29 protein-coding genes are annotated in these 25,147 nt (G+C 64.2%); 17 read left to right on the forward strand and 12 right to left on the reverse strand.

Translation table 11 applies throughout. From position 1 onward, the window contains the following. The first annotated feature begins 1 nt into the window (after window position 1). From gmhB to gloA, 4 genes are read left to right on the forward strand one after another with little or no spacing between them, the layout of a single operon-like run. Window positions 2-544, forward strand: coding sequence for a D-glycero-beta-D-manno-heptose 1,7-bisphosphate 7-phosphatase (gmhB, locus tag ACZ41T_RS11540; protein ID WP_464921539.1), 543 nt, complete (start codon window positions 2-4; stop codon window positions 542-544). Continuing rightward, window positions 541-1,263 carry a lysophospholipid acyltransferase family protein gene (locus ACZ41T_RS11545; RefSeq protein ID WP_464921540.1) on the forward strand — a complete coding sequence of 241 codons (723 nt, stop codon included), beginning with the start codon at window positions 541-543 and terminating at the stop codon, window positions 1,261-1,263. The genes gmhB and ACZ41T_RS11545 overlap by 4 nt, the downstream gene beginning before the upstream one ends. Window positions 1,264-1,303: 40 nt before the next feature. Next, window positions 1,304-1,951, forward strand: a complete 648-nt coding sequence (locus ACZ41T_RS11550) for a M48 family metallopeptidase (protein ID WP_464921541.1) — start codon at window positions 1,304-1,306, stop codon at window positions 1,949-1,951. A 31-nt stretch (window positions 1,952-1,982) separates the two neighbouring features. Then, on the forward strand, window positions 1,983-2,396 hold the full coding sequence (gene gloA / locus ACZ41T_RS11555) for a lactoylglutathione lyase (protein ID WP_464921542.1): 414 nt from the start codon (window positions 1,983-1,985) through the stop codon (window positions 2,394-2,396). A 41-nt stretch (window positions 2,397-2,437) separates the two neighbouring features. Here gloA and ACZ41T_RS11560 read toward each other — a convergent pair whose 3' ends face one another. Beyond that, window positions 2,438-3,049, reverse strand: coding sequence for a DUF4202 domain-containing protein (locus ACZ41T_RS11560; protein WP_464921543.1), 612 nt, complete (start codon window positions 3,047-3,049; stop codon window positions 2,438-2,440). Window positions 3,050-3,248: 199 nt separating this feature from the next. Between ACZ41T_RS11560 and ACZ41T_RS11565 the strand changes: the two genes are divergently transcribed. Continuing rightward, a complete protein-coding gene (locus ACZ41T_RS11565) occupies window positions 3,249-4,328 on the forward strand; it encodes an alkene reductase (protein ID WP_464921544.1) in 1,080 nt (359 codons plus the stop codon). Window positions 4,329-4,349: 21 nt separating this feature from the next. On the opposite strand, the gene rsmA is transcribed toward ACZ41T_RS11565, so the two are convergent. Genes rsmA through ACZ41T_RS11585 form a run of 4 tightly spaced genes read right to left on the reverse strand, consistent with a single transcriptional unit; the run spans window position 4,350 to window position 9,707 of the window. Then, window positions 4,350-5,129 (reverse strand): 16S rRNA (adenine(1518)-N(6)/adenine(1519)-N(6))-dimethyltransferase RsmA, encoded by a 780-nt coding sequence (rsmA, locus tag ACZ41T_RS11570; protein ID WP_464921545.1) that lies wholly within the window; start codon window positions 5,127-5,129, stop codon window positions 4,350-4,352. Between the two features lie 55 nt (window positions 5,130-5,184). Beyond that, the gene (gene pdxA, locus ACZ41T_RS11575; protein ID WP_464921546.1) at window positions 5,185-6,177 is read right to left on the reverse strand and encodes a 4-hydroxythreonine-4-phosphate dehydrogenase PdxA; all 993 of its coding nucleotides are present in this window, start codon (window positions 6,175-6,177) and stop codon (window positions 5,185-5,187) included. Between the two features lie 7 nt (window positions 6,178-6,184). Beyond that, window positions 6,185-7,528, reverse strand: a complete 1,344-nt coding sequence (locus ACZ41T_RS11580) for a peptidylprolyl isomerase (protein ID WP_464921547.1) — start codon at window positions 7,526-7,528, stop codon at window positions 6,185-6,187. Next, entirely contained in the window at window positions 7,506-9,707 is a 2,202-nt protein-coding gene (locus ACZ41T_RS11585; protein WP_464921548.1) for an LPS-assembly protein LptD, read from the reverse strand. Before ACZ41T_RS11585 ends, ACZ41T_RS11580 begins: the two co-directional genes overlap by 23 nt. A gap of 57 nt (window positions 9,708-9,764) precedes the next feature. Between ACZ41T_RS11585 and ACZ41T_RS11590 the strand changes: the two genes are divergently transcribed. The 8 genes from ACZ41T_RS11590 to ACZ41T_RS11625 all read left to right on the forward strand — a co-directional run bounded on the left by ACZ41T_RS11590 (window position 9,765) and on the right by ACZ41T_RS11625 (window position 17,646). Then, entirely contained in the window at window positions 9,765-10,772 is a 1,008-nt protein-coding gene (locus ACZ41T_RS11590) for an aminoglycoside phosphotransferase family protein (protein ID WP_464923966.1), read from the forward strand. A 457-nt stretch (window positions 10,773-11,229) separates the two neighbouring features. Further along, on the forward strand, window positions 11,230-11,928 hold the full coding sequence (locus ACZ41T_RS11595; RefSeq protein WP_464921549.1) for a class I SAM-dependent methyltransferase: 699 nt from the start codon (window positions 11,230-11,232) through the stop codon (window positions 11,926-11,928). A 40-nt stretch (window positions 11,929-11,968) separates the two neighbouring features. Next, complete coding sequence (gene murU / locus ACZ41T_RS11600; protein ID WP_464923967.1) at window positions 11,969-12,670, forward strand: N-acetylmuramate alpha-1-phosphate uridylyltransferase MurU; 702 nt, start codon at window positions 11,969-11,971, stop codon at window positions 12,668-12,670. After that, window positions 12,660-13,961, forward strand: coding sequence for an aminopeptidase P N-terminal domain-containing protein (locus ACZ41T_RS11605; RefSeq protein ID WP_464921550.1), 1,302 nt, complete (start codon window positions 12,660-12,662; stop codon window positions 13,959-13,961). The genes murU and ACZ41T_RS11605 overlap by 11 nt, the downstream gene beginning before the upstream one ends. Next, window positions 13,946-15,094: an FAD-dependent monooxygenase gene (locus tag ACZ41T_RS11610; RefSeq protein WP_464921551.1), complete on the forward strand. Its 1,149-nt coding sequence runs from the start codon at window positions 13,946-13,948 to the stop codon at window positions 15,092-15,094. The genes ACZ41T_RS11605 and ACZ41T_RS11610 overlap by 16 nt, the downstream gene beginning before the upstream one ends. Then, window positions 15,091-16,305 carry a UbiH/UbiF family hydroxylase gene (locus tag ACZ41T_RS11615; RefSeq protein WP_464921552.1) on the forward strand — a complete coding sequence of 405 codons (1,215 nt, stop codon included), beginning with the start codon at window positions 15,091-15,093 and terminating at the stop codon, window positions 16,303-16,305. The genes ACZ41T_RS11610 and ACZ41T_RS11615 overlap by 4 nt, the downstream gene beginning before the upstream one ends. A 25-nt stretch (window positions 16,306-16,330) precedes the next feature. Next, window positions 16,331-17,041, forward strand: coding sequence for a DsbC family protein (locus ACZ41T_RS11620; protein WP_464921553.1), 711 nt, complete (start codon window positions 16,331-16,333; stop codon window positions 17,039-17,041). Further along, entirely contained in the window at window positions 17,038-17,646 is a 609-nt protein-coding gene (locus tag ACZ41T_RS11625) for an SAM-dependent methyltransferase (RefSeq protein ID WP_464921554.1), read from the forward strand. Before ACZ41T_RS11620 ends, ACZ41T_RS11625 begins: the two co-directional genes overlap by 4 nt. Here ACZ41T_RS11625 and ACZ41T_RS11630 read toward each other — a convergent pair whose 3' ends face one another. Then, entirely contained in the window at window positions 17,647-18,504 is an 858-nt protein-coding gene (locus ACZ41T_RS11630) for a LysR family transcriptional regulator (RefSeq protein ID WP_464921555.1), read from the reverse strand. Between the two features lie 106 nt (window positions 18,505-18,610). On the opposite strand from ACZ41T_RS11630, the gene ACZ41T_RS11635 reads away from it, so the two are divergent. After that, window positions 18,611-18,949 (forward strand): TusE/DsrC/DsvC family sulfur relay protein, encoded by a 339-nt coding sequence (locus tag ACZ41T_RS11635; RefSeq protein WP_464921556.1) that lies wholly within the window; start codon window positions 18,611-18,613, stop codon window positions 18,947-18,949. Between the two features lie 120 nt (window positions 18,950-19,069). Further along, complete coding sequence (locus tag ACZ41T_RS11640) at window positions 19,070-19,807, forward strand: HPP family protein (RefSeq protein WP_464921557.1); 738 nt, start codon at window positions 19,070-19,072, stop codon at window positions 19,805-19,807. Window positions 19,808-19,862: 55 nt separating this feature from the next. Here ACZ41T_RS11640 and ACZ41T_RS11645 read toward each other — a convergent pair whose 3' ends face one another. From ACZ41T_RS11645 to ACZ41T_RS11655, 3 genes are all read right to left on the reverse strand, one after another. Continuing rightward, on the reverse strand, window positions 19,863-20,780 hold the full coding sequence (locus tag ACZ41T_RS11645; RefSeq protein WP_464921558.1) for a ZIP family metal transporter: 918 nt from the start codon (window positions 20,778-20,780) through the stop codon (window positions 19,863-19,865). A gap of 78 nt (window positions 20,781-20,858) precedes the next feature. Next, window positions 20,859-21,089: a catalase-related domain-containing protein gene (locus ACZ41T_RS11650; protein WP_464921559.1), complete on the reverse strand. Its 231-nt coding sequence runs from the start codon at window positions 21,087-21,089 to the stop codon at window positions 20,859-20,861. After that, the gene (locus tag ACZ41T_RS11655; protein WP_464921560.1) at window positions 20,987-21,259 is read right to left on the reverse strand and encodes a catalase; all 273 of its coding nucleotides are present in this window, start codon (window positions 21,257-21,259) and stop codon (window positions 20,987-20,989) included. Before ACZ41T_RS11655 ends, ACZ41T_RS11650 begins: the two co-directional genes overlap by 103 nt. On the opposite strand from ACZ41T_RS11655, the gene ACZ41T_RS11660 reads away from it, so the two are divergent. Beyond that, window positions 21,226-22,131, forward strand: coding sequence for a LysR substrate-binding domain-containing protein (locus tag ACZ41T_RS11660; protein ID WP_464921561.1), 906 nt, complete (start codon window positions 21,226-21,228; stop codon window positions 22,129-22,131). The two genes, ACZ41T_RS11655 and ACZ41T_RS11660, sit on opposite strands and share 34 nt — an antisense overlap. A gap of 2 nt (window positions 22,132-22,133) precedes the next feature. Next, window positions 22,134-22,499, forward strand: a complete 366-nt coding sequence (locus tag ACZ41T_RS11665; RefSeq protein WP_464921562.1) for a YidH family protein — start codon at window positions 22,134-22,136, stop codon at window positions 22,497-22,499. A 48-nt stretch (window positions 22,500-22,547) separates the two neighbouring features. Here the strand turns inward: ACZ41T_RS11665 and ACZ41T_RS11670 are convergent, their stop codons facing one another. The 3 genes from ACZ41T_RS11670 to modC form a co-directional block, all read right to left on the reverse strand. After that, window positions 22,548-23,345, reverse strand: a complete 798-nt coding sequence (locus tag ACZ41T_RS11670) for a class I SAM-dependent methyltransferase (protein ID WP_464921563.1) — start codon at window positions 23,343-23,345, stop codon at window positions 22,548-22,550. After that, a complete protein-coding gene (locus tag ACZ41T_RS11675; RefSeq protein ID WP_464921564.1) occupies window positions 23,342-23,764 on the reverse strand; it encodes a hypothetical protein in 423 nt (140 codons plus the stop codon). The genes ACZ41T_RS11670 and ACZ41T_RS11675 overlap by 4 nt, the downstream gene beginning before the upstream one ends. A 302-nt stretch (window positions 23,765-24,066) precedes the next feature. Further along, window positions 24,067-25,143 (reverse strand): molybdenum ABC transporter ATP-binding protein, encoded by a 1,077-nt coding sequence (gene modC / locus ACZ41T_RS11680; RefSeq protein ID WP_464921565.1) that lies wholly within the window; start codon window positions 25,141-25,143, stop codon window positions 24,067-24,069. Window positions 25,144-25,147 lie beyond the last annotated feature (4 nt).

A 25,147-nucleotide genomic window follows, 5' to 3' on the forward strand; every position in this document is an offset into this window, starting at 1 on the left:
CATGAAACTCATCATTCTCGACCGCGACGGCGTCATCAATTTCGACTCCGACCAGTTCATCAAGTCACCCGACGAATGGAAGCCCATTCCGGGCAGCCTGGAGGCGATCGCGCGGCTGACGCGCGAGGGTTGGCGGGTGGTGGTGGCGACCAATCAATCCGGCCTGGCGCGCGGATTGTTCGAGATGGTGACGCTCAACGCCATCCACGCCAAGATGCACAAGGCGGCGGCACAGGCGGGGGGACGCATCGAAGCAGTGTTTTACTGCCCGCATGCGGCCGAGATGAACTGCGATTGCCGCAAGCCCAGACCGGGGCTGTTGAATGAAATTGCCGCGCGTTATGGCCATGACCTGCACGATGTGCCGGCTATTGGCGATTCGCTGCGCGACCTGCTTGCGGCAGCACGTGTGGGCGCGCGCCCTCTGCTGGTCAAAACCGGCAAGGGCGAAAAAACCCTGGCGGCCGGCGGCCTGCCCGAGAACACCCCGGTGTTCGCCGACCTGAGCGAGGTCGTCGATCACTTGCTGAAAACGGCCGCATGAGCCTGATCCGCTCGGTTGTTTTCGCAGTGATGCAGACTGCGCTGACGGTGTTTTTCAGTATGGTTGCGCTGTTCAGTTTTCCGTTTTCGGCGCACACCCGCTACCGCATGATCACCGGCTACAACCATATCGTCATCTGGCTTGCGCGCAAGGTGCTCGGCATCCGCTACGTGGTGCGCGGCCGCGAGAACCTGCCTGCCCGCCCGGCGGTGGTGCTGGCCAAGCACCAGTCGGCATGGGAAACGGTGGCGTTTCTGTTCCTGTTCCCGCCGGTGTCGGCGGTGATCAAGCAGGAGTTGCTGAACGTGCCGTTCTTCGGCTGGGCCTACCGCATGCTCTCGCCGATCGCCATCGACCGCGGCGCCGGGCGCGAGGCGCTGAAGCAGATCGTGAGCAAGGGCAAGGCCAAACTTGAGCAGGGTTTCTGGGTATTGGTGTTTCCCGAGGGCACCCGCGTCGCCCCCGGCGAGAAAGGGCGTTATGGCATCGGCGGCGCCTGGCTGGCGGCGGAGACCGGCACCCCCATCGTGCCGGTGGCGCACAACGCCGGCGAGGTGTGGCCGAAGAATGCCTTCGTCAAACGCCCCGGCACCATTACCGTCAGCATCGGCCCGGCCATCGAGACCGCCGGCAAGAGCGCGGCGGAACTCACCCGCGCAGTCGAGGCGTGGATCGAAACCGAAATGACGAGGCTGCCCCCTGCTGCCCCACGCCAATAGCGGCGTCCTGCAGATCGGTGACGCCGCCGTTCCGTACCAGTTGCGGCGCTCGCACCGCCGCCGTACGCTGGGCCTGACCGTCACACCGCGCGAAGTGCGCATCCACGCACCGAGCTGGACCCCGCGCGCCGAAATCGAATGCTATGTGCGGCAGCAGCATGACTGGCTGCATCGCACATGGACCCGCTTGCAGGCGCGTTCGCCGCAAGCGTGCGTCGACTCCGTGGCCGAAGTGCGTTTTCTCGGGCGCGCGCTCACGCTCGACATTCGGGCCTCCCTGTTCGTTGATATCCAGCGTCGCGGCGGCAGCCTGTGTGTGCATGCCCCGCTCGACGCCGATGTGGGTGCGCTGATCCGCGGCTGGCTGCACGGCCAGGCCATCCGCCTGCTGGCCTGGCGGATGGCGCGTATCGCGCGCCGGCTGGGGCGCGCACCCAGCCGCTTCGCCCTGTCCAACGCGCAGACGCAATGGGGCAGCTGCACCCGGCACGGCCATGTCCGTCTCAACTGGCGGCTGGTGCAGGCGCCGCTCGCGCTGATCGACTACGTTGCCGCGCACGAACTTGCGCACCTGGTTCACCTTGACCACTCGCCGCGCTTCTGGGCGCAGGTCGCCGAACTGTGCCCCGACGCGTTGGCAAGGCGCGCCGAATTGCGCACAATGACTGCTGTGCTGTTTCAGATTTGATGCGTCAAACAAAGACACAAAGGACTGCAAAATGAGACTACTTCATACCATGCTGCGGGTAGGCGATCTCGATCGCTCGATCAGTTTCTACACCAACGTCCTAGGCATGAAACTGCTGCGCCGCAACGACTATCCAGCCGGGAAATTTACCCTCGCCTTCGTCGGGTACGACAGCGAAGACAAGGCGGCGGTGCTCGAACTGACCTACAACTGGGGCGTCGACAAATACGAGCTCGGCAGCGGCTACGGCCACATCGCCCTTGAGGTCGACGACGCCTATGCCGCGTGCGATGCGGTCTCGGAAAAAGGCGGCAAGGTGTTGCGCCCGGCCGGGCCGATGTCGCATGGTACGACCGTGATTGCGTTCATTGAAGACCCGGACGGCTACCCGATCGAGTTCATCCAGAAGGGAACCGCGGGGTGGGTGAAAGAGTGGGCGGAGTGAAGTCGGCGCAGTGAAGTCGGCATGCGCCCGCGCCGCTGCGCTTACTGACTGATTGCCTTGGTGATCAGCGGCACCAGGGTCTCCGGCAGCTTGATCTTGCCGGACAGGGCAAAGGCCTGGGCGTTCTTCGACATCTTCTTCCACGTCTTGCGGATGATTTCCAGCCATTTCGCCTCATCGTAGTCGGGCTTGCTGTGGGCAAAGCCCAGCAGGTAATGCTCGATGAAGACCAGGTCGGCGATATCCTCCAGCAGCTGCGTGTCCGGGTTGCTCTTGATGCCGCGCTTGCCCACCGCCATCTTGACCCGTTCGATCATCGCATCGTCATAGCCGGCCTGGCGCATCAGCTCGCCGGCGGTATCGGCCTGGAGCGCGTACAGCCCGGTGCGCCATGCGTGATAGCCTTCCCTGGTCATCGGATAGGTGTTGCGCGGCACCTTCCAGCGCTGGATGTGCTGGGCGCGCACCGCGAGTTGTGCGGCTTCCGACGCATCCGGCGCAAAGCGGCCGATCATGTCGGACATGCGTTTGGAATACAGCAGTTCCTTCGGCTGACCCTCGTCCAGGTTGGGGTCTTCCGCATTGGCGGCATCGAACAGCGTCAGGGTTTTATTGAAACGGGCCTGGTTGACACTTTCCTGGTTTTCGATCATCTTGGAATCCTTGGCAGTGAGTTGATGTTGAGCTGCATGTGCAATTGTCACGAGTATAAAGGCAGCAGGTAAATCCCCCAGCGGGGTTATTGGCTGGGGAAGATCAGGAAACCGAATCTCGCCCCGCCAGGCGTGGCATCATGAATTTAAATGGCTGCGGGCTGACTTGCTCGCACGACTTAACCCAAAGGAACCCGACATGACCGATCTTTTTTCGCCAGCCCGCTTCGGCGCCATCGAACTGCCCAACCGCGTGGTGATGTCCTCGCTGACGCGTAATCGTGCCGCCGCCGGCAATGTGCCGACGCCGCTGATGGCCGAATACTATCGCCAGCGCGCGTCGGCTGGCCTGATCCTGACCGAGGCGACGCCGATCTGTCCGGAAGGTCACGGCTACCCGCGCACGCCCGGTATTCATACGCCCGAGCAGACCGCCGGCTGGAAGCTGGTGACGGACGCGGTGCATGGCGCTGGCGGCAGGATCGCGCTGCAGCTGTGGCACGTGGGGCGGATTTCGCACCCCGACCTGCAGCCGGGCGGTGCCCTGCCGGTCGCGCCGTCGGCGATCCGCCCGGCCGGGCAGGCGTTCACCGGGCAGGGCATGAAGGATTTCGTCACACCGCGCGCGCTCGATCTTGCCGAATTGCCCGTCCTGATTGAAAGCTACGCCCAGGCGGCGCGCAATGCGATGGACGCGGGTTTTGACGGGGTGGAAATCCACGCCGGCAACGGTTATCTGCTGGATCAGTTCCTGCGTTCGTCCACCAACCAGCGCACCGATGCCTACGGCGGCAGCAAGGAAAACCGCGCGCGCCTGCTGCTGGAGGTGATGGACGCAGTCTGCAAGGCAATCGGCAATGACCGCGTCGGCCTGCGGCTGTCGCCGGTGACGACCTTCAGCGACATCAGCGACGACTATCCGCAGGAGACGTTCGATTACGTTGTCACGCAGCTGAATTCGCTGAACCTGGCCTTCCTCGACGTGCTGCAGGGAACCGGCGGCGCGCCCAAAGAACAGTGGATTCCGTTCGACTATGACCAGCTGCGCGCGCTGTATTCTGGAAACCTCATCCGCAACAACGGCTACGACTTCGAAACGGCGCAGCAGGCGGTGATGTCCGGCGCGGCCGATGCGATTGCCTTCGGCCGGCTGCTGCTGGCCAACCCCGACCTGGTCGAGCGTTTCCGCCGCGGTGCGCCGCTTAATGCGCCTGACTACGAAACGCTCTACAGCGGGGAAGAGAAGGGCTACACCGACTATCCCTTCCTGCCGGACTGAGCGTTGCCCCGGAGGAAACGATCAAGCAGACTGCCGCAGATTGCCAAGGTGGCGGGTGATGGCCTCGTAGTCGGCGAGGGAAAGGTTTTCCGCGCGCTTGCCGGCATCGATTCCGAGTGCAGCGAAGTCCTCCGGCTTTATCAGACTGCCCAGCGTGTTTCGCAGCGTCTTGCGGCGTTGCGAAAACGCAGCGGCGACCACGCGCGCAAACAGCGCTTCGTTGAGCGTGACGATTTCAGCCGGGGTTTTTGGAATCAGCCGGACGACTGCGGAGTTGACCTTGGGCGGCGGGTCGAAGGCGGTGGGTGGCACGTCGAGTAGCCATTCGAGGTGGAAGCGGCGCTGCAGCATGATCGACAGCCGTCCGTAATCGTTGGTCGAGGGCTCGGCAACCATGCGTTCGACGACTTCCTTCTGCAGCATGAAGGTCATGTCGCGGATGTGCGCGGCGAACGCCAACAGGTGGAACAGCAGCGGCGTGGAAATGTTGTACGGAAGATTGCCGATGATGCGCAGATCGTGGCCGAGCTGGGCGAAATCGAACTTCAAGGCGTCGCAGCTATGCACGGTGAGGCGGTCGGCCGGCCATGCCCGCTGCAGGCGTGCGACGATGTCGCGGTCAAGCTCGACCGCATGCAGGTGCGGCAGGCGTTCGAGCAGGGGCCTGGTCAGCGCCCCGAGGCCAGGACCGATCTCGACCACGGTTTCCCCCGCCTGCGGCTGGATGGCGTTGACGATGGCGTGAATGATGCCGTCGTCGATGAGGAAATTCTGGCCGAAGCGTTTGCGGGGGGTGTGCATTTCAGGGATCAGGGTTTTTTGTGCGGCTTTTAGCCGCGTTTTATATTAACGGGCATCACGCTATTCCCTGACCCCTGCCAACCATCTCCATCGCCACCTCGATCGCCGCCAGCAGGCTGCCCACTTCCGCGCGTCCCGTGCCGGCGAGGTCGAGCGCGGTGCCGTGGTCGACCGAGGTGCGGATGAAGGGCAGGCCCAGGGTGATGTTCACGCCGGCGCCGAAGCTGGCGTACTTGAGGACGGGCAGGCCCTGGTCGTGATACATCGCCAGCACGGCGTCGCAGGGATCGACGCGGATGCGCGAGAACAGGGTGTCGGCGGGCAAGGGGCCGACGAGATCGATGCCTTCGCTGCGCAGGCGTTCAAGCACGGGTTCGATGACGTCGATTTCCTCGCGCCCCAGGTGGCCGGACTCGCCGGCGTGCGGGTTGAGGCCGGCCACCACAATGCGCGGCCGAATGATGCCGAACTTGTTTTTCAGGTCAGCGTAGAGGATGCGGATCACCTCATCGAGCAGTCCCGCCGTGATGGCGTCGGCCACCGCGCGCAGCGGCAGGTGGGTGGTGGCCAGCGCGACGCGCAGGCCACCGCCGGCGAGCATCATCACGACCCGCCTGGTTCCGCTGTGGTCGGCCAGGTATTCGGTGTGACCGGTGAAGGCAAAGCCGGCGTCGTTGATGATGCTCTTGTGCACCGGCGCGGTGACGACGGCGTGATAGGTGCCGTCCAGGCAGCCGGCAAGGGCGGCGTCGAGCAGGGCCAGCACGTGGGGACTGTTGCGGGGGTCGAGCCTGCCTGCGGTGACGGGTGCCGCGGCCGCAATGTGACGCACGTGCAGCGCGCCCCGCTGGTGCGCCGGGATGGCGTCGCCGAGGATGAAGTCGACCGCGATGCCCAGCTGCGCCGCGCGGGCGTGCAGCACCTCGACGTCACCGAGCACCGAGAGGCGGCATGGCAATGCCTGTTGCGACAGTGCAATGCAGAGGTCGGGGCCGATTCCGGCGGGCTCGCCTGCGGTGAGCGCGAGCACGGGCAGCGTCGCGGTCATGTCGAAATCAGTCGAGCGGACGCAGTTCGACGTAGGCCGAATCGCGGATCTGCCGCACCCAGTCCTGGAAGGCTTCTTCCCCCTTGCGCTCGCGAATCGCCTGGCGCGCCATCAGTTTCTGGCGTTCCTGCGTGACGTCCTGGTCGCGGCGTTCCAGCACCTGGATCAGGTGCCAGCCGAAGGGTGACTGGACCGGTGCGCTGACTTCGCCCGGCTGCAGGGCGTTCATCGCCTTCTCGAAATCGGGCACGGTATCGCCGGGGTTGATCCAGCCAAGGTCGCCACCCTTTGAGGCGCTGGCGTCTTCGGAATGCAGGCGTGCCAGTTCGTCGAATTTCACGCCGTTGTCAATGCGTTCTTTCAGCTGCAGCAGCCGGTTGCGGGCATCGGCCTCCGCGGTGAGCTCGTTGGTCTTGATGAGGATGTGGCGGGCGTGCGTCTGGGTGACGCTGAGGGTGGCGTCAAGCCCTCGCTTGTCGTTGAGCTTGAGGATGTGGAAGCCATTGCTGCTTTTAAGCAGCGGGCTGACCTGGCCGGGTTGCAGCGGCTTCAGGGCATCGGCAAACAGCACCGGTATCTTGCCGCTGGCGCGCCAGCCGAAGGCGCCGCCCTGCAGCGCGTTGGCGGCATCGGAATGGCTAGCCGACAGCTGCGCGAAATCGGCGCCCGCGGCGAGCTGGGCGAGGATGTCCTCGGCGCGGGCGCGGCGTGCCTGGATCTGCTCGGGCGAGGCGTTTTCCGGCACGGTAACGAGAATGTGGGCGAAGTCGTATTCCGTCTCCATGCCCTGCTGTACCTGCGTTTGCAGGTAGCCTTCGATCTCGGCGTCGCTGACCGAGATGCGGTTGTCGACGTCGCGTTCGCGGGCGCGTGCGATGAGGAGCTCGTTACGGATGGTGTTGCGCATGCTGTCGAGGCTCTGGCCTTCCTTTTCCAGCGCGGCCACAAGCCCCGCCAGGTCGAGCTTGTTCTGGGCGGCGATGCGCTGCAATGCACGCTCGACCTGCGCCGGGTCGACCCGGATGCCGGTGCTACGGGCATGCTGCTGTAGCGCCAGTTCGGTAACCATGCGTTCGAGCAGCTGCTTTTCCAGCGCCTCGCGCGACGGTAGCGGCGTATTCTGGCGCGACAGGTTCCGTACCACTTCCTGGTAGCGCCTGGCCAGTTCCTGGCGGGTGATGACTTCGTCGTTGACGATGGCGACGATGTGGTCGAGCGTCTGCACGGCGGCGTGGGCAGGAAGCAGGGTCGATGCGGCAATCAGCAGCGATAGCCCGAGCGTCAATTTATGAAACGTTTGGGCCAATACCCGCTGCGGGCGGCGCCATTCAGGGTGTTTGAATAATTTCATTGCTGGGCCTGTATCCGGGAACACTTTGTTTCAAAACGTCGAGCGGATTGGCGCCGAGACGCCCCATGCCGTTCAACTCGAGTTGGAAGAACAGCGCATCGGTGGACTGCTCTTCCTTGGTGGCCAGGCGCTGGAGCACTGCGCGTATCGCCCAGCAGCCACCGTTGTATTCAAGCCCCGCCAGGCCTTCGACCAGCTTGTCGTCCTGGAACGAATAGTTGTAGCGGAACATGCCATACCAGCGACGGCCCAGCGGCCATTGCCCGGACAGGTCGATCTGTTCGGTGGTTTGGTCTGTGAAGCGGTAGCCAAAGTTCAATACGCGGCCGGGGCCGGGCCGGTAGGACGCGCCAAGGTTCTGGCGGATGGTGGTGCCGTTCTGGGTGTCGAACTGCCAGGCGGTGCTGATGCGCCAGTCGCGCGTGATCTGTCCGCTGACGTCGGCGAGCAGGTCGGTGGCGTTGCTGGCGCGGACGGGATCGTCTGGCTCCAGGGTGACCTTCTGGGTGCTGAAGTAATAGCGCTGGCCGAGGGTGACCTGCAGGCGTTCGAGTCCGCTGGCCTCTTCGATGAAACGGCTGGTGACCGCGAGCGTCAGCTGGTTGGCATCGTTGATGCGGTCACCGCCGATGAACTGGTTTTCGGTGAACATCTGCGCGTAGCTGAAATCCTGCAGCGCGGTGTCAAATATTGGAATGTCGTCCTGATTACGGTACGGCGCGTATACATAGTAGGCGCGCGGCTCCAGCGTCTGTTCGTAACTCTGCCCGGCAACGCTGAACGGACGGTCGAAATAGACGCCGCTATCGAGACTGAAGATCGGCAGGTTGCGGGTGATGCGCGGCTCGGCCGCATCGTCGTCCAGCGCGTAGTAGGTGCTGTGCCAGCCGATTTGCGGGGTGAGGAAGCCGAACGAGTTGGTGAGCGGCAGGCGCAGCGTCGGGTAGGCCAGCACCCGCGTGCCTTCGGGGTTGGTGGAGTCGGGGTGGGCAAAGCGGGTGGCCTCGCTTTCCAGCTTGAATTCGAGGCCGTTGTCCAGGGTCTGTGTCGTTCCCAGGCGGACCTGCGGCAGGCGCGCATAGGGCTCGACAATGGATTCCTCCGCGGTGGAATCCTGCAGGGTCTGGAAGCTTTGCACCCGCAGTTCGGCATTCCAGTTGGCATGCTGCGTGACCACCCAGGCTTCGCGGTTGAGGTGGCTGACCGAGGTGATGGAAATCAGGTTGGACAGGTCGCGGAAATAATCGTCGTCGGACACACGGTTGAAAAGCATGCCGGCCTGGGTGTTGGCGTTCAGCTGGTAGCTGTTGTTCAGCGCCACGCTCCAGCGCGAGCGGTCGGCCTCGCGGTCGTCGGGCAGGTATTCGAGACGGTTCACGCCGCGGGTCTCGCCCAGCAGATAGCGGAATTCGCCGCCCAGCTGCACGCCGCGGCTGGACAGCAGGCGCGGGTACAGCGTGGCATCGTAATTGGGTGCGAGGTTGAGGTAGTACGGCACCAGGATGTCGAAGCCGCTACGCTCGGTGGTACCGATGGTCGGCGCCAGCATGCCGGTCTTGCGTGCGTCGTCGAGCGGAAAGTTCATCCACGGCGTATACAGGATGGGCACGCCGAGAAAATGCAGCGAGGCGTTGTGCGCGGTGCCGACGTTGCGGGTCTTGTCGATGTCGAGATCGCGCACCTTGAGAAACCAGTCGTCGTTGTCGACCGGGCAGGTGGTGTAGGTGGCGTCCTGCAGCGCGTAATGGGTTTTGTCGAGGAAATCGATGCGGTTGGCGGCGCCGCGTCCCGGCTGGGTCGTGAACCGGTAGACCGGCTGTGTGAGTTCGCCGCTGTAGTCGTTGAGGTTGAGCCTGAGCGAATCGCCCCCCACCCACAGCACGGGCTGTTCCAGCCTGACCTGGCCGCGTGCCTGCACTTCGTTCAGCGTGGTGTCGTAGAGCAGCCAGTCGGCAAAGAAATTCTGGCCGGCCTGGCGGGCTTCCACGCGGCCGCTGGCTTCGACGATGCCGGGCGTGCTCGATTCGATGCAGTCGGCCATCAGGAACAACGGCGCTTCCGGGCCCGCCACCGCGGCGTCGCTCAGTTCGGCATCGCGTTTCAGCACGAGCGACTCCGCGCCCGCGGAACCGGCGGACAGCAACAGCACGACGAGGGCAAAGCCGGGCAGGGTGGACAAGCGATGTAAAATCCGGGCCAAGATTATTGAAATAGCATTATTCGGAGCGGCATGGCAGTGGAACGTTTGCAGGCATTACAGGGCTGGGCTGCCCGACAGTTGGAGACGATATCGCTGGACATTGCCCCGGCGTCTGCGGACGCCAGCTTTCGCCGTTATTTTCGCGTCACTGCCAAAGGTCGCGATTATATCGTGATGGACGCCCCCCCGGCGCACGAGGATTGTCGCCCGTTCATCGCCGTCGCCCGGTTGTTCGGCGACGCCGGGGTGCATGTGCCGCAGGTGCTGGCGCAGGATCTCGATCGGGGCTTCTTGCTGCTGACCGATCTGGGCAACACCACCTACCTGACGGCGCTCAACGACGCCGCGCTTAATCCAGGCGTGGCGCGCGAGCTGTATCTGGCGTCGAACGACGCGCTGATCCGCATCCAGCAGGCGAGCCGCCCCGGCGTGCTGCCGGAATACGACCGCGCGCTGCTTACCCGTGAGCTGATGCTGTTTCCCGAGTGGTATGTGGCGAAGCACCTGGGCGTAACCATGACGGATGATCGGCGGGCCATTCTCGAGACCGTGTTCGGGCGCCTGCTTGCCAACAGCCTCGCGCAACCGCAGGTGTACGTGCACCGCGACTGGCATTCTCGCAATTTAATGGTGTCTGACCCCAATCCTGGCATTCTCGATTTCCAGGACGCGGTGTATGGCCCCATCACCTACGACATCGCCTCGATCTACCGCGATGCTTACATCCAGTGGGACGAGGCGCAGCAGCTCGACTGGGTGATCCGCTACTGGGAAAAGGCGCGCTCCGCCCGCCTGCCGGTGCCGGAAGACTTCGGCGCGTTCTGGCGCGACTTCGAATGGATGGGGGCGCAGCGCCACATCAAGGTGCTCGGCATCTTTGCGCGGCTGTATCACCGCGACGGCAAGGACGGCTATCTGAAGGACATGCCGCGGGTGATGCGCTACCTGCGCCGCGTGTGCGAGCGCTACGACGAGCTGAAGCCGTTGCTGTTTTTGCTGGACGGGTTGCAGGACAAACAGCCGCAGGTGGGGTATACGTTTTGAGGGCGGTGGTGAGTAGGGTGCGCCGTGCGCACCATTCACAGCCAATGGGTCAGCGGTATGTTGGGAGTATCAACGGGCATGAGTCCGTTGGCCGGGGGTAGCCCGGCGGCTAGTTACTTTCTTTTGCTTCGCCAAAAGAAAGTAACCAAAGAAAAGGCGACCCCGCTCATCCCCGAATTCCCGAAAACCGAGCCTGCCGGGTGGGCGGCAAAGAACTCGCCCCACTTTTGCTGCTTTTAATTTTGTTTTTTGTGAGCGGGGCTTCAGACACCTTTGCCGCTGATCCACCCGGCAGGCTCAATTTTCGGCGGGGCTGAGAGGGGAGGAAGGTCAAAACCAGGGCGGTGGTGACTGGCCGTTTATGGTTACTATTTGGTCTTCACACATCCGGCGCACCATGCCTGCGGCTAATGCGCCTACGTGGACTAATTTACAAACCGCTCGACCCAGAAACGACATGAAGCTACGCGATTTATTCGATCAATGTGCAACAGCCTATGACCGGGATCGACCGAAACTTGTCCCGTCATTTGACGAGTTGTACGGTACGGCTATGCGCGTAATACCGTTTACCGGCGAAGCGAGAATTCACGTTCTCGATCTCGGAGCGGGAACAGGCCTTTTTGGCGCGATGGCCTCAAAAGTTCTTCCTGCTGCAAGACTTCATCTTACGGATGTATCGGAAGCCATGCTTGCACAAGCGAAGCGGCGGTTTGCGAGCAATCCACTCGTGACATATTCGTTGCAGGAGCATTCTCAACTAGCCGCTATATCTGAATATGATCTCGTGCTCTCTGCTTTGTCGATCCATCATTTGGAGGATAAAGACAAGCGGATCCTGTTTCAAAAAATATACCATGCACTTCGCCCTGGCGGCATGTTCATCAATGTCGATCAGGCTCTGGCGCCTTCTCGTATAGGCGAGGACCAATACGAAAGAATATGGCTTGAGGATGCAAAGGCAAACGGCATATCTGAGTTGGCATTGACGCAAGCCCGGGAGAGGATGCGGGAGGACAAGAGTGCCTTGTTATCCGACCAATTGATGTGGCTTGCCGAGGCTGGGTTTGACGATGTTGACTGCTGGTACAAGCGCTTCCGCTTTGTCGTGTATGGGGGAGCCAAGAAGCAAGAGTTGAGAAACGAACAGCCGTAATGAGGTTTTCGCTTTGAACACTGCACAAACCCAAACCGCCATGATCCTCGCCGCCGGGCGTGGCGAGCGCATGCGCCCGCTCACCGACCATACGCCCAAGCCTCTGCTGGTGGTGGGTGGCAAGCCGCTCATCGTCTGGCATATCGAGCGCCTGTGCGCGGCGGGCTTCACGCGTATCGTCATTAACCACGCCCACCTCGGCCAGCAGATCGAGGCGGCGTTGGGGAACGGTGCGGGGTTCGGCGTGTCGATCGCGTATTCGCGCGAAGTCAGCGCGCTGGAAACGGCGGGCGGCATCGCCACCGCGCTGCCTTTGATCGATGCCGAGGTCTTTGCCGTGGTGAACGGCGACATCTACTGCGAATACGATTTCAGCCGGCTGGCCGGGCCGGCGGCGTGCCTCCCCGCCGGCCACGACCGGGCGCATCTGGTGCTGGTCGACAACCCGCCACAGCATCCGCAGGGCGATTTCGTGCTGGATGCGGGCCGGCTGTACAACCCTGGTTCTCGGCTCTCGGCGCACGACTCTTTGCTCACCTTCTCCGGCATCGGCGTCTACCACCGGGCGCTGTTCGCCGACACTGCGGTGGCTGAAAAGGCCCCGCTCGCGCCGCTGTTGCGGTGGGCGATCGACGCCGGGCGCGTGAGCGGCGAACATTTTGACGGGCGCTGGGTCGATGTCGGTACGCCGGCTCGCCTCGCCACCCTGGACGGAGAACTGAGACAGCACCATGCAGCCTGATTCCGCAATTTACCGCGCCCGCCGCCAGCGGGTGCTGGAGCAGATGGGCGAGGGGGTGATGGTCATCGCTACCGCGCCGGAGGTGCCGCGCAACCGCGACACCCACTACCCCTACCGGCACGACAGCTATTTCTACTGGCTGACCGGCTTCAACGAGCCGGAGGCGGTGCTGGTGCTGGTGGGTGGCGCCGCGCCGCGCCACGTCCTGTTCTGCCGCGAGAAAAACGAAGAGCGGGAGATCTGGGACGGCTTCCGTTACGGCCCGGCGGCAGCGTGCGAGGTGTTCGCCTTCGACGAGGCCTTCGCCTGCGACACGCTGGATACGGAGCTGCCCGGGCTGCTGGAGAACCAGCCGGTGCTTGCCTACATCATCGGCCGCGACATGGCCTGGGACACGCAGGTGATGGGCTGGCTCAACGCGGTGCGCGGCCGTGCGCGCAGCGGCGTGCTTGCGCCGTCCCATCTGGTGGACGCACGCGTCTGGCTGGACGAGATGCGGCTGGTCAAGGATGGCCACGAACTTGCCCTGATGCGCCGCGCCGCGGAGATTTCCAGCCGCGCGCACGGCATCGCGATGCGCGCGACCCGGCCGGGCCGCCACGAATACGAGGTCGAGGCGGAGCTGCTGTGCGCCTTCCGCAGCGGCGGCGCCGAGGCGCCAGCCTATACCTCCATCGTCGCCAGCGGCGCCAACGCCTGCGTGCTGCACTACGTCTTCAACAATCAGCCGCTGCGCGATGGTGACCTGCTGCTGATCGACGCCGCAGCCGAGTTCGGCAGTTATGCGGCCGACATCACCCGCACCTTTCCGGTGAATGGCCGCTATTCGGCGGCACAGAAGGATGCCTACGAACTGGTGCTGGCGGCGCAGGCGGCGGCGATGACGGCGGTCAGGCCGGGCGCTGCCTGGATCGCGCCGCACGATGCGGCGGTGCGCGTGCTGACGCAGGGCATGGTCGACCTCGGGCTGCTGGCGGGCGAGGTCGACGGCCTGATCGAATCGAAAGCCTACGACCGCTTCTACATGCACCGCACCGGCCACTGGCTGGGGCTGGACGTGCACGACGCCGGCGAATACAAGATCAAGGGCGACTGGCGCCCGTTGCAGCCGGGCATGACGCTGACCGTCGAGCCGGGCCTCTACATCCGCCCGGCGGACGACGTTCCCGAAGCCCTGTGGAACATCGGCATCCGCATCGAGGACGATGTGGCGGTGACCGAGTCCGGCTGCGAGATGCTGACCACGCCGCCGAAAACCGTGGCGGAGATCGAGGAATGGATGCGAGGCTGAGCGACATCCTGATCGTCGGTGCCGGCCCGGTCGGCGCAGTGTGCGCGCTGGCGCTGCAGCAGCAGGGAATTCGCGCGCACGTGCTCGAAGCCCAGCCGGAAGACGCGCGCGCCGACAGCCGTACCTTGGCGCTATCGCATGGCGCGCGCCTGATCTTCGAACGCCTCGGGGTGTGGGACGCGCTTGAAGGCGTCACCCCGATCAGCCGCATCCATATTTCACAGCGCGGCGCGCTCGGGGTGGCGCGGCTGGCCGCAGAGGATGCCGGGGTGCCGGCGCTGGGCTATGTGCTGCCCTACGCCACGCTGACCGCGGTGCTGAAACGAGCGCTGGTCGATGCAGGCATCGCGGTCGAGTACGGCGTGGCGGCTGAGCGCATCGAATCCGGCTCTGACATGGCGACCCTGCATGCTGCCGACGGCAGCACCCATGCCGCGCCGCTGGTGGTGGTCGCCGATGGCGGTCGCGGACACGCGGCGCCCGAACCAAAATTCGAACGTGATTACGACCAGACGGCGGTGGTGTGCGAAGTGCAGACCGAGCTGCCGCACGCCAACCAGGCCTATGAGCGTTTCACCCCGGAAGGCCCGGCGGCGCTGCTGCCGAAGGGCGATCGCTACGCTTTGGTGTGGACCGCCCGGCAGGAAGACGCCGAGCGCATTGCCCAGATCCCGGACGATGCGTTTCTCGCTGCCCTATACCGCCACTTCGGCGGGCGCCAAGGCCTTTTCCTGTCCGCCAGCCCGCGCAAGACCTTCCCGCTGAAGCTCGCCTACAGCGGCAGCGAGGCGGCCGACCGCGTGGTGCGCATCGGCAACGCCGCGCAGACGCTGCATCCGGTCGCGGGGCAAGGGTTCAACATCGGCCTGCGCGACGCCTGGGAACTGGCGAGCCTGTGCGGCGACACCCCGGCGGGCGAGATCGGCAGCGCGGCCATGCTGCGTGCCTACGCGCGCGGCCGCCGCGTCGACGTGCTCGGTGGCGTCGGCTTCACCGATTTCCTGGTGCGCGTGTTCTCCAACGACATCGCGCCATTGCGCCACGTGCGCGGCCTCGGCCTGCTGGCGCTGGAGGTGCTGCCGCCGCTGAAAAGCTTTGTCGCGCGGCGGATGATATTCGGGGCGCGCGGATGAGCGTCGAACGCTATCAGGTCGTCATCGTCGGCGCCGGGCTGGTGGGCTCGGCGGCCGCGCTGGCGCTCGGCCGGCAGGGCTTGCGGGTGGCGCTGATCGAACGCCAGCCGCCCCCGGTTCCGGATGACACCTGGGATACCCGCATCTACGCCATCAGTCCGGCCAGCCAGCGTTTTCTCGAACGCACCGGCGCCTGGCACCGGCTGGATGCAGGCCGCATCCAGCCGGTGTTCCGCATGGACGTGTCGGGCGACGCGTCCGGCGCGCTCAGGCTCGACGCCTATGAGGCGGGCGTGTCGCATCTGGCCACCATCCTCGAAAGCGGGCATTTGCAGCACGCCCTGTGGCAGGCGATCGAGGCCGACGGCAACGTCGCGCTGCATTGTCCGGCGACGATCGCATCGCTCGAACGCGGTGAACGTTTCACGCGGATCGCACTGGCCGACGGTTCGCAGCTGGAAGCCGAATTGGTCGTCGGTGCCGACGGCGCCGCCTCGCGCATCCGCGAATGGGCGGGCCTCGGCTCGACGCTGACGCCCTACGGCCAGAGCGGCGTGGTGGCGAATTTCACATGCGAAATTCCGCATCGCGGAACCGCGTTCCAGTGGTTTGCCGGCAGCGATATCCTTGCCTGGCTGCCATTGATGGGGCATGTGACTCCACGCGGGCCTCAGCTCGCAGTGGATCGGCGTCCCCCTTCAGGGGGGAACCTCATCTCGATGGTCTGGTCAACCCAGTCGGCGCATGCGGATGAACTGGTCGCGCTGGACCCGGCAGCACTGGCCGAAAAGGTGCAGGCGGCCGGCCACGACCGGCTGGGCGTCTTGTATTCGCTGACTCCAGCCGCGGCGTTTCCGCTGCGGCTGATCCGGGTGGCTTCGGTTGTGGCGCCGGGCGTCGCGTTGATCGGCGATGCTGCACATGGCGTGCATCCGCTGGCGGGGCAGGGCGTGAACCTCGGCTTTGGCGATGCCGAAGCGCTGGCTGATACACTGGCGCGGCGCCGTCACACCCATTGTGGTGATGTGCGTGTGTTAAAACGCTACGCCCGCCAGCGCGCCGAGCCGGTGCAGCGGATGCAGGCGCTTACCCACGGCCTGCATCATCTGTTTGCCGACGACCGTGCCGCGTGGCTGCGCAATGCCGGGATGACGCTGGTCGACCACTTGCCGCCGCTAAAGGCGGCGCTGGTACGCGAGGCAATGTCCTGATTTTTGTTTTTCTCTGGAGTCTCGAATGAAATTCACCCCCCTGGCGCTGGCCGCAACCCTGATGTTCGCTACGGCCGCGCAGGCCAACGAGGCCGTCATCCGCAAGGCGCTGACCCAGCAGTTTCCGGGGGCCACCATCGCCTCGGTGCAGAAAACGCCTTACAGCGGATTGTTCGAGGTCTATCTCGACGACCAGCTGATTTACGTCGACGGCAAGGCGCAATACGTGTTTACCGGCGACGTGATCGACTTGAAGAACCGCAGTAACCTGACGCAGGCGCGGCTGAACCAGCTGCAGGCGGTGAAGTGGGACACGCTGCCGCTCAACAACGCGCTGAAGACCGTCAAGGGCAACGGCGCGCGCAAGCTGGTGGTGTTCTCCGACGTCGATTGTCCTTACTGCCGCAAGTTCGAGGCCGAACTGACCAAGGTCGACAACATCACCGTCTACACCTTCCTCTACCCGATCGAGGGGCTTCACCCCAAGGCGGTGCAGGCCTCGAAGCAGATCTGGTGCGCGCCCGACCGCAACAAGGCGTGGGACGACTACATCAACAACGGCAGCGTACCGAAAAACGACGGCAAGTGCGCCAACCCGGTCGAAGCCACCATCGCGCTGGGCAACAAGCTGAAAGTCTCCGGCACGCCTACGCTGATCTTCGCCAACGGCCAGCGCGTGCCCGGCATGGTGCCCGCGGCGCAACTGGAAAAGCTCCTCACCGCCAACGCCCGGTGAGCTCCGATTTCTGGGACGCGCGTTATGCCACGGACGACTACATTTTCGGCACCGCGCCGAATGTGTTTCTGGCGAGCCAGGCAGCGCTGATCCAGCCCGGCATGCATGCACTGGCCATTGCCGATGGCGAGGGTCGCAACGGCGTTTGGCTGGCCGGGCATGGGGCCAGGGTGCATGCCATCGATTTTTCGGCGGCGGCGCTGGAGAAGGCGCGCAGGCTGGCCAGCGAACGGGGCGTGACGCTGGAAATCGAGCAGGCCGATGTGCTCGACTGGACCTGGCCGGAGGCGGCCTACGATCTGGTAGCGGCCATCTTCATCCAGTTCGCCCCGCCGCCCGGACGCGACCGCATCATTGCAGGCATCCGCCGCACCCTCAAGCCGGGCGGACTGCTGATCCTGCAGGGCTACACGCCGAAGCAGATCGAGTTCGCCACCGGCGGTCCGCCCCATGCCGCCAACATGTACACCGCCGATCTTTTGCGTGAATGGTTCGGCGACTGGGAAATCCTGCATCTCGCCGAACACGAATCGTTCATCGGCGAAGGCACGCACCACCACGGCATGTCGGCGCTGGTCGATCTGGTCGCGCGCAAACCCGACTGATCAGTCGGTGCGCGTCTGCTCCTCGCGGGCCAGGGTGCGCAAGCCGTCGAGTGCGCTTCTGAGCGTGGCGCTGTCGCTGTCGCGCGGAAACACGATCCACGCCGGCAGCCTGAACTGCGGGCTGTCGGGCACTAGCCACAACTGCCCGGCTTCGATGTAGCGCCGCACCAGGCGTTGCGGAAAATAGCCGCTGCCGCCGTAAATCAAGAGTTGCTGCACGCCCAGCCAGCCGATGTTGGCGACCAGCGTGGGCGGAGGCATGTCGGGAAAGCTCTCGCTGAACTGCACATGGAATTCAGGCTCCCAGTCGATGTGGATGTAGCCCTCGTCCGGCCAGCCGCGCGCCAGATCGCTGGTCACCAGCAGCAGGGTTTCCTCGAACAGCGGTTCCACCGCCAGCCCGGGACGCGAGGTGGGCGTGTACATCACGCCGATGTCCACCGAGCCTTCGATCAGGTTCTGCATGATGTCGGCCTCGAAACCGATTTCGAGGCGCAGCGAAACGTCCGGCGCGGCCTCGCGCATCCAGGCCACCCAGCGCGGCAGAAAACCTTCCCACAGCGCGATGCGGCCCGACAGTGTCAGCACATCGTGAAATCCCTGCGGCAGGCCGACGTCGTGCAGGGCCTGTTCGACAGTACGCATCAGGTGCTTGGCGTGACGCATGAAGCGCTTGCCCGATGGCGTCAGTTCTGCGCCGTTGCGCCCGCGCTGGAACAGGCGCACACCGAGTGTGGTTTCCAGCGTACGGATGCGCGCGCTCACGGTCGATTGCGTGATGTGGAGGCGGCTGGCGGCGGCGCCGAAGTTGCCGGTGGCGGCCACTGCCAGAAAGGTGCGGGCGAGTTCGGTGTCCATATGTTATTCATCGAGTTTTTCGATATTAGACACTAAAATTAATCGTTTGATGGATATATAAGAGATCTCTAAACTAGCCTCATTCCAAAAGCCAAAGGAGTCTGCCATGAATCAAGCCCCCGACCTCGCGATCTTGATGCCGGAACGTGATGTAGAAGGCTATCTGATCGAGCCCGCCGACTGGAACGAGGACGTGGCCAAGGCCTTGGCCCAGGAGGAGAATATCCAGCTTGATGGCGACCACTGGGACGTCATTCGCTTTATGCGCGACTACTTCGAGGAACACCAGGTCATCGCCGATGCCCGCTTCGTTATCAGGCATCTGGCCGAGCGCATGGGGAAAGACGCGCGCAAAAAGCTGTTCGAGCTGTTTCCCTACGGTTACGTGAAGCAGGCATGCATGATCGCCGGCATGCGGCGTCCGCGCGCCTGGAGCACGGGTTGATGTCGCGGCCCCCGCCGTATGCCCGACAGCTGCTTGAGGTGCGCCCCTGCGCTTGCCATCCCCGATTGACTCAGTGCTTTTACGCACACTCTGCTACATTCATATGGCGAACTCACGATAATGGTACGGAAACTGGCTTACTCGGTTTCGGAACGCGAACACTGGATTTCGGCGGCCGGCGGCCTGTTCGGCATCCTGGTGGTGCTATGGGTCGGCCATGTCTGGATCGGCAGCCATGCCGGCATGCTGGCGATTGCCTCGATGGGGTCTACCGCCGTGCTGCTGTTCGCCGCGCCTCACGGTGCGATGTCGCAGCCGTGGCCGGTGTTCGGCGGGCATATGGTGTCGGCGCTGGTAGGCGTCAGTTGTGTGCGCTGGCTGGGCGACGATACGATGCTGACCGCCTCACTGGCGGTGGCCTTGTCGATCGCCGCCATGTACAGCCTGCGCTGTTTGCATCCGCCGGGCGGCGCCACTGCGATGTATGCCGTGCTCGGGGGCGAGACGGTGCATGCGCTGGGCTACGGTTACCTGTTCAGCCCGGTGCTGCTGAACGTCATGGTGCTGCTGGCCGTGGCGGTTGTGTTCAACTATCCGTTCGCCTGGCGGCGTTATCCGCAGATGTGGTGGCATCAGGCGCTGGTGTGCGAGCCTTCGGCGACGGTAACTGCCGGTTCAGGCGAAAAATGCATGATCCCGCACAGCGACCTGGTCTACGCGTTGTCCCAGATCGACACTTTCATCGACATCAGCGAAGAGGACCTGCAGAAAATTTATGCGCTGGCGCTGGGGCATCACCAACATGCTGCCGAAACGGCGGGGCAGATGCCCGAGCTGGCCGTTGGAGCGGCAGGATAGCGCGAACGGCCTGATCCCCACAATCAACTGGATCGGGTTTCAGCCTTCACAAAAATTATCCCAGCGCAGTATCCAGCAGCATCATCACCACAAAGCCGCCGATAAGGCCGAGCGTGGCGGCCTGTTCATGGCCCTTGCGGTGGGTTTCCGGAATGATTTCGTGCGACACCACCCAGATCATCGCGCCTGCAGCAAAGCCCAGCCCGGCCGGGTAGAGCGGCGCAAATCCCGAGGTGAGCGCGACGCCGACGATGGCGCCGAGTGGCTCGGCCAGTCCGGTGAGTGCGGCGATGGCGGCCGCCCGCCACGGCGTATAGGCGACGGTGCGCAGTGCCACCGCCACAACCAGGCCTTCCGGGATGTCCTGGATGGCGATGGCGGCGGCTAGCGGGATGCCCACCGAGGTGTCGCCGCCGGAAAAGCCGACGCCGATCGCCATGCCTTCGGGGAAATTGTGCAGGGCGATGGCGAACACCATCAGCCACACGTGGCGCAACTGCATCCAGCCGGGGCCGTGGCGGCCGGCGCCGGGGTGCTCGTGCGGCAGCGCCTTGTCGGCCAGCAGCAGGAACAGCGCGCCCAGCACAAACCCCACGGCGACAATGGTGGTGCCTGCCAGTTTGCTGCCGAGAATGTCGGCGCCAGCAGCGGCGCCCGGCAGGATCAGCGAAAAACATGCGGCGGCCACCATCACCCCGGCACCGAACCCCAGCATCACATCTTCCCAGCGCGTGGAAATCTTGCGGATGAACAGCACAGGCAGCGCGCCCAGCGCGGTGGCCAGCGCCGCCGCGCCGGAGCCGGCCAGCGCCATCCCCATCGGCGTGCCGGGCCGGGCGCCGCCCTGCGCCCACGCCACCCACAGCAATGTCGCCAGCAGCGCGAGCGCCAGTCCGCCGCTACCGAATTTGAGCGTGGCAGCGTGGCGTGGGTCGCTGAAATAATCCTGCAAGATGCGGGCGGCGATGTTCATGGATTCACTTTAGGCCAATGCTCGACGTCTCGTTATCGCCCACAGCCGTGGCGGGGTTCGCGCCCGCTCCAGTTACTATCAGGCGGCCTTCGTCATTACCTCATCGATATCGAGTTTCAGGCCTGCGGCCACGCGGCGTCCATATTCCGGATCGGCCTTGTGGAAATGACCGCGCTGGCGTTCCTGGATCACGCGCGGCATCCCTTTTAACGCGCCCACCAGATTGTCGATGAGCTGTGCCTTCTGCCCGGCGTTCTCCAGAAGTTCCACTGCATGGTGTTGTCGCGCATACCGGTGGCCGGGTCGCATTTGTGCGAGCGGATGAAGGCGGAGAATTTAAGCGGATTGCTGACGAAGAAACCGGCGTGTTGTTGCCGACCGCAAATAAGAATTTGACTTATGAATAATCTAGAATGGGACGATTGATAAAGTCGAATGTTCAGATATGACCCTGCAAGAACTGAAATATCTGGTGGCACTCGCCGACCACGGACACTTCGGCCGCGCGGCAGAAGCCTGCTTCATCACCCAGTCGACGCTGTCCACCCAGATCAAGAAGCTGGAGGACTTTCTCGGCGTGACGCTGTTCGACCGCAGTCTCAAGCGCGTCACCCCGACGCCGATCGGCCAGGAAATCCTGCAGGCGGCACGCAGCATTGTCGAGGAATCCGAGCGCATCCGCGAACTGGCCAGGCACGCCCAGGACCCGATGGCGCGCACGATTCATCTCGGCGTGATTCCTACGCTGGGGCCGTATTATCTGCCGCATGCGCTGACCCTGGTGCATAAAAAACACCCCGACCTGCGGCTGCTGCTGCGCGAGGAAATGACGCCGCAGATCTTGCAGCACCTGGTTGACGGCAAACTCGATGCCGGCCTGCTGGCCTTGCCCGTCAGCGAGGACAGCCTGCGCGTCGAACCGCTGTTCTATGAGCCGTTTTTTGCCGCGCTGCCCGTCGGGCACCCGCTCGCCAAACGCGATGCGCTGAAGGTGTCCGACATCATCAACGAGAAACTCCTGCTGCTCGACGAAGGGCACTGCCTGCGCGATCAGGCGCTCGACGTCTGCAGCTCTGGCTCGCGCGGCCGCGAGGAAGTGCGCGCCACCAGCCTGGAAACACTGCGCCAGATGGTGGCGATGGGGCTGGGGCTGACGCTGCTGCCGGCGCTGGCGGTCGATGCCGGGCCGCGCGTCAGCAAAAAGGCGGTTGAAATCCGTCCGTTCAAGTCGCCACCGCCGGGGCGCAGCATCGCCTTGGTGTGGCGCAAGCGTGCGCCGTTCCCGGAGACCTTCGAGCAGCTGGCGCAGACCTTGAAAAGCGCACTGCCCAGCGAAGTGGAGTACGTCTAGACATGTCCGATCTCAACGACCCGCGCGTCTTTTTCGCCGCCGAACGCACCCTGATGGCGTGGAACCGCACCGGGCTCACCCTGATGGCATTCGGCTTCGTGCTGGAGCGTTTCGGCCTGTTTCTCCACTTGCTGCGTCAGGACCCGAGCCACTCAGGGCGCGATCTGTCGTTCTGGATCGGCATCACCTTTATCGTTCTGGCGCTAACGGTGATCGGGTTCTCCATTGTTCAGTTCCGGCGTGTGCTCGCTACGCTGAAACCGATCGAAATTCCCGCGCGCTATTGCACCTGGTCGGGGATCGCGATGAACCTGTCGGTGGTGGTGTTGGGCATCATGGTGCTGGTGTATCTGTTTTCCGAGTTGTAGGCACGGCGTACCTGCGCCGCAGCGAACGCGGTATGCACAGACGTTTATTCAGCCTGGCCGCGTGCCCCACGACACGAATGCCCAGCGGAAGGGCTCGCCGCCCTGCCGGGCGCGTTCCGGATTGGCGGCATACCAGTCGGCCAGGCATGCACGTTCGTTCTCGGATAATTTGCCCACGGAGAAGGCCACCTTGCGCAGGAACTCGTCGAGGTTCTCCGCGCCGGCCAGGCGGTTGTCGTTCTCGATGTAGTCGAGCCGGGGACGCCGCCCCATGCGGTAGAGGATATTGAGGATGTAGATGTAGTCCGGCAGCGGCGGTCGCGAGCGGCCGAGCAATTCGGCCACCTCGGCATCGATGAAACGGCCGCCAACCATGCTGGTGAGATAAACCCGTCGTTTCGCCTTGGCATCCAGTTTTGCCAGCGCATCGGCCATGTCCATCACCATGGTGGAGCGCGAGGCCACGACGATATCGCAGGCGGGCACGTCGCTCCAGTCGTCCTCCCAGGCGCACCGGATCGCTTCGACGTTTGCCAGGCCGCGCTGCGCGGCGCTGCCCAGCATGACATCGAGCATGCCCCGGCTGTAATCGAGGCCATACACCCGCGTCATGCGTTTGGCCAGGGCGAGGCCGATGGCGCCAGTGCCACAGCCGACATCAAGCAGGGTCGCGCAGCCGGACAGGTCCATGCGGCGGATGAATTCGGACACGTAGCCGCTGTCGCCCACGTGCACCTTCATTGAGGAAGCGCGGGCGTCCCATTCCTCCGGCGGTTTCTCACGCCCGCCGGCGGCAGACATGTGCTCGCGGTAGAGCTGGCCGAAGTCGATGTCGAAAATGTTCATTTCAGGGTCTCCTCACCACACGGACGCGCCGCGCGGCCCCAGGCGTAACTACGCAGCCGATCCGGCGCGTGGGCGAAAAATCCGGACAGGACGATGACCCCAACGAAGGCCGTGTCGCGCCAGTCCGGGAAATAAAAGTGGGCCAGGGCGAGCAACGCCAGTTTGAGCAGGATGGCCTGCCCTTTCAGTTTCAGCAGCCAGGCGAAATCGGTCCAGACATAGAGCAGCGCGAGCAACCCGCCAGTGCCCAGAGTCAGATGCCAGAACGGCCGCCATTGCGCCTCGGGCAGGTCAAACAGGAAACCGCCACCAATGCCTGCGATGCCGACAAGATGGGCGCAGCGCAGACCGATATTGAACCAGCGCTGACCGGGGCAGAAGCGCGGTGCAGGCGGCAGCAGGCGATACGGGCTGTTCATAAAATATCCTTGTCGTAAATCGGCGAGAATCATGGCCAGCGGGCGCGGGCGGTGTCCAGCAATTCGGGACGAACTACGACGATGGCCAGACGATAACGGCGCGCTTCGGTGGCAGCGAAGCCGGCGAGAAAGCCGCCCTCGCCCCGAAATTCCAGTGGCCCGAGTTCGTCGACCAGCAGCAGATCGCAAGCGGAGGTATTTTCCAGGATCGGGTTGCCCCAGGCCAGCGCCGCCAGGTCGAAGCGCCAGCCCAGGCCGGCGGTGCCACTGGATACGACGTCGAGCCGATCAGGATGTCGATCTCAACCGATCAGCGCCACGGACTTGATCTGGACCCAGACCGGCCTGCCGGGCGCAAGATCGAGCGCGGCGACGGAGCGTTTGGTCACGCGGGCGACGATGGGCGTGCCGCCTACCTCGACCCGGACCAGGGTCAGGGCGGGGTGGGTGTCGTCGGCCATTTCGGTCACCGCGCCCTGCAACAGGTTGAGGATGCTGGTGTCGTCCTGATGCGCCAGCGACAGGCTGACATCGCGCGCCAGGATGCGGATGCGCACACGGTGGCCGAGCGGCAGGCCGGTATCGCGCACCCAGAGGCCGCCGCCGGCGAAATCGACGCGAACCAGATGCCAGGCGGCATCGCGTTCGCCCACCGTGCCTTCCAGCACCGCGCCAACGTCCTCGCCCAGATGGATGGGCACGTCGACGCGCGCCAGCGTTTCGGTCAGCCCGCCTTGGGCAAGCGCACGCCCCTTGGAGAGGACGACGATGTGATCGGCCAGCCGCGCCACTTCGTCCGGGCTGTGGCTGACGTAAAGCATCGGGATGTCCAGCTCGTCATGCAGGCGTTCCAGGTAGGGCAGGATTTCCTGCTTGCGCTTGAGATCGAGTGCGGCCAGCGGTTCGTCCATAAGCAGCAGCCGGGGTTTGACCGCCAGGGCTCGGGCGATGGCGACGCGCTGACGCTCGCCGCCGGAGAGTTGGCCCGACTTGTGATCCAGAAGCGCACGGATGCCGAGCAAGTCGATGACATGATCCAGCGCAGCGCGGTCCAGCGGTTCAGCGGCGCGCTTCATACCGTATTCAAGATTGCCGCGCGCGGTGAGGTGCGGGAACAGGCTGGCTTCCTGAAACACGTAACCGAGCGGGCGGCGATGCGTCGGCAGGAAGTGGCCGGCGTCCTGCCAGACTTCGCCGTTGACGACGAGACGACCGGCGGACGCGCATTCCAACCCGGCGATGCAGCGCAGCAGCGTGGTCTTGCCGGAACCGGAGTGGCCGAACAGCGCGGTGACGCCGCGGCCGGGCAGGTCGAGATCGACATCGAGGGTGAAGTCCGGGTATTGCAGGAAGAATCCGGCTTGAATGTTGTCGTTCATGGTT

This window comes from Thiobacillus thiophilus, from assembly GCF_055378705.1.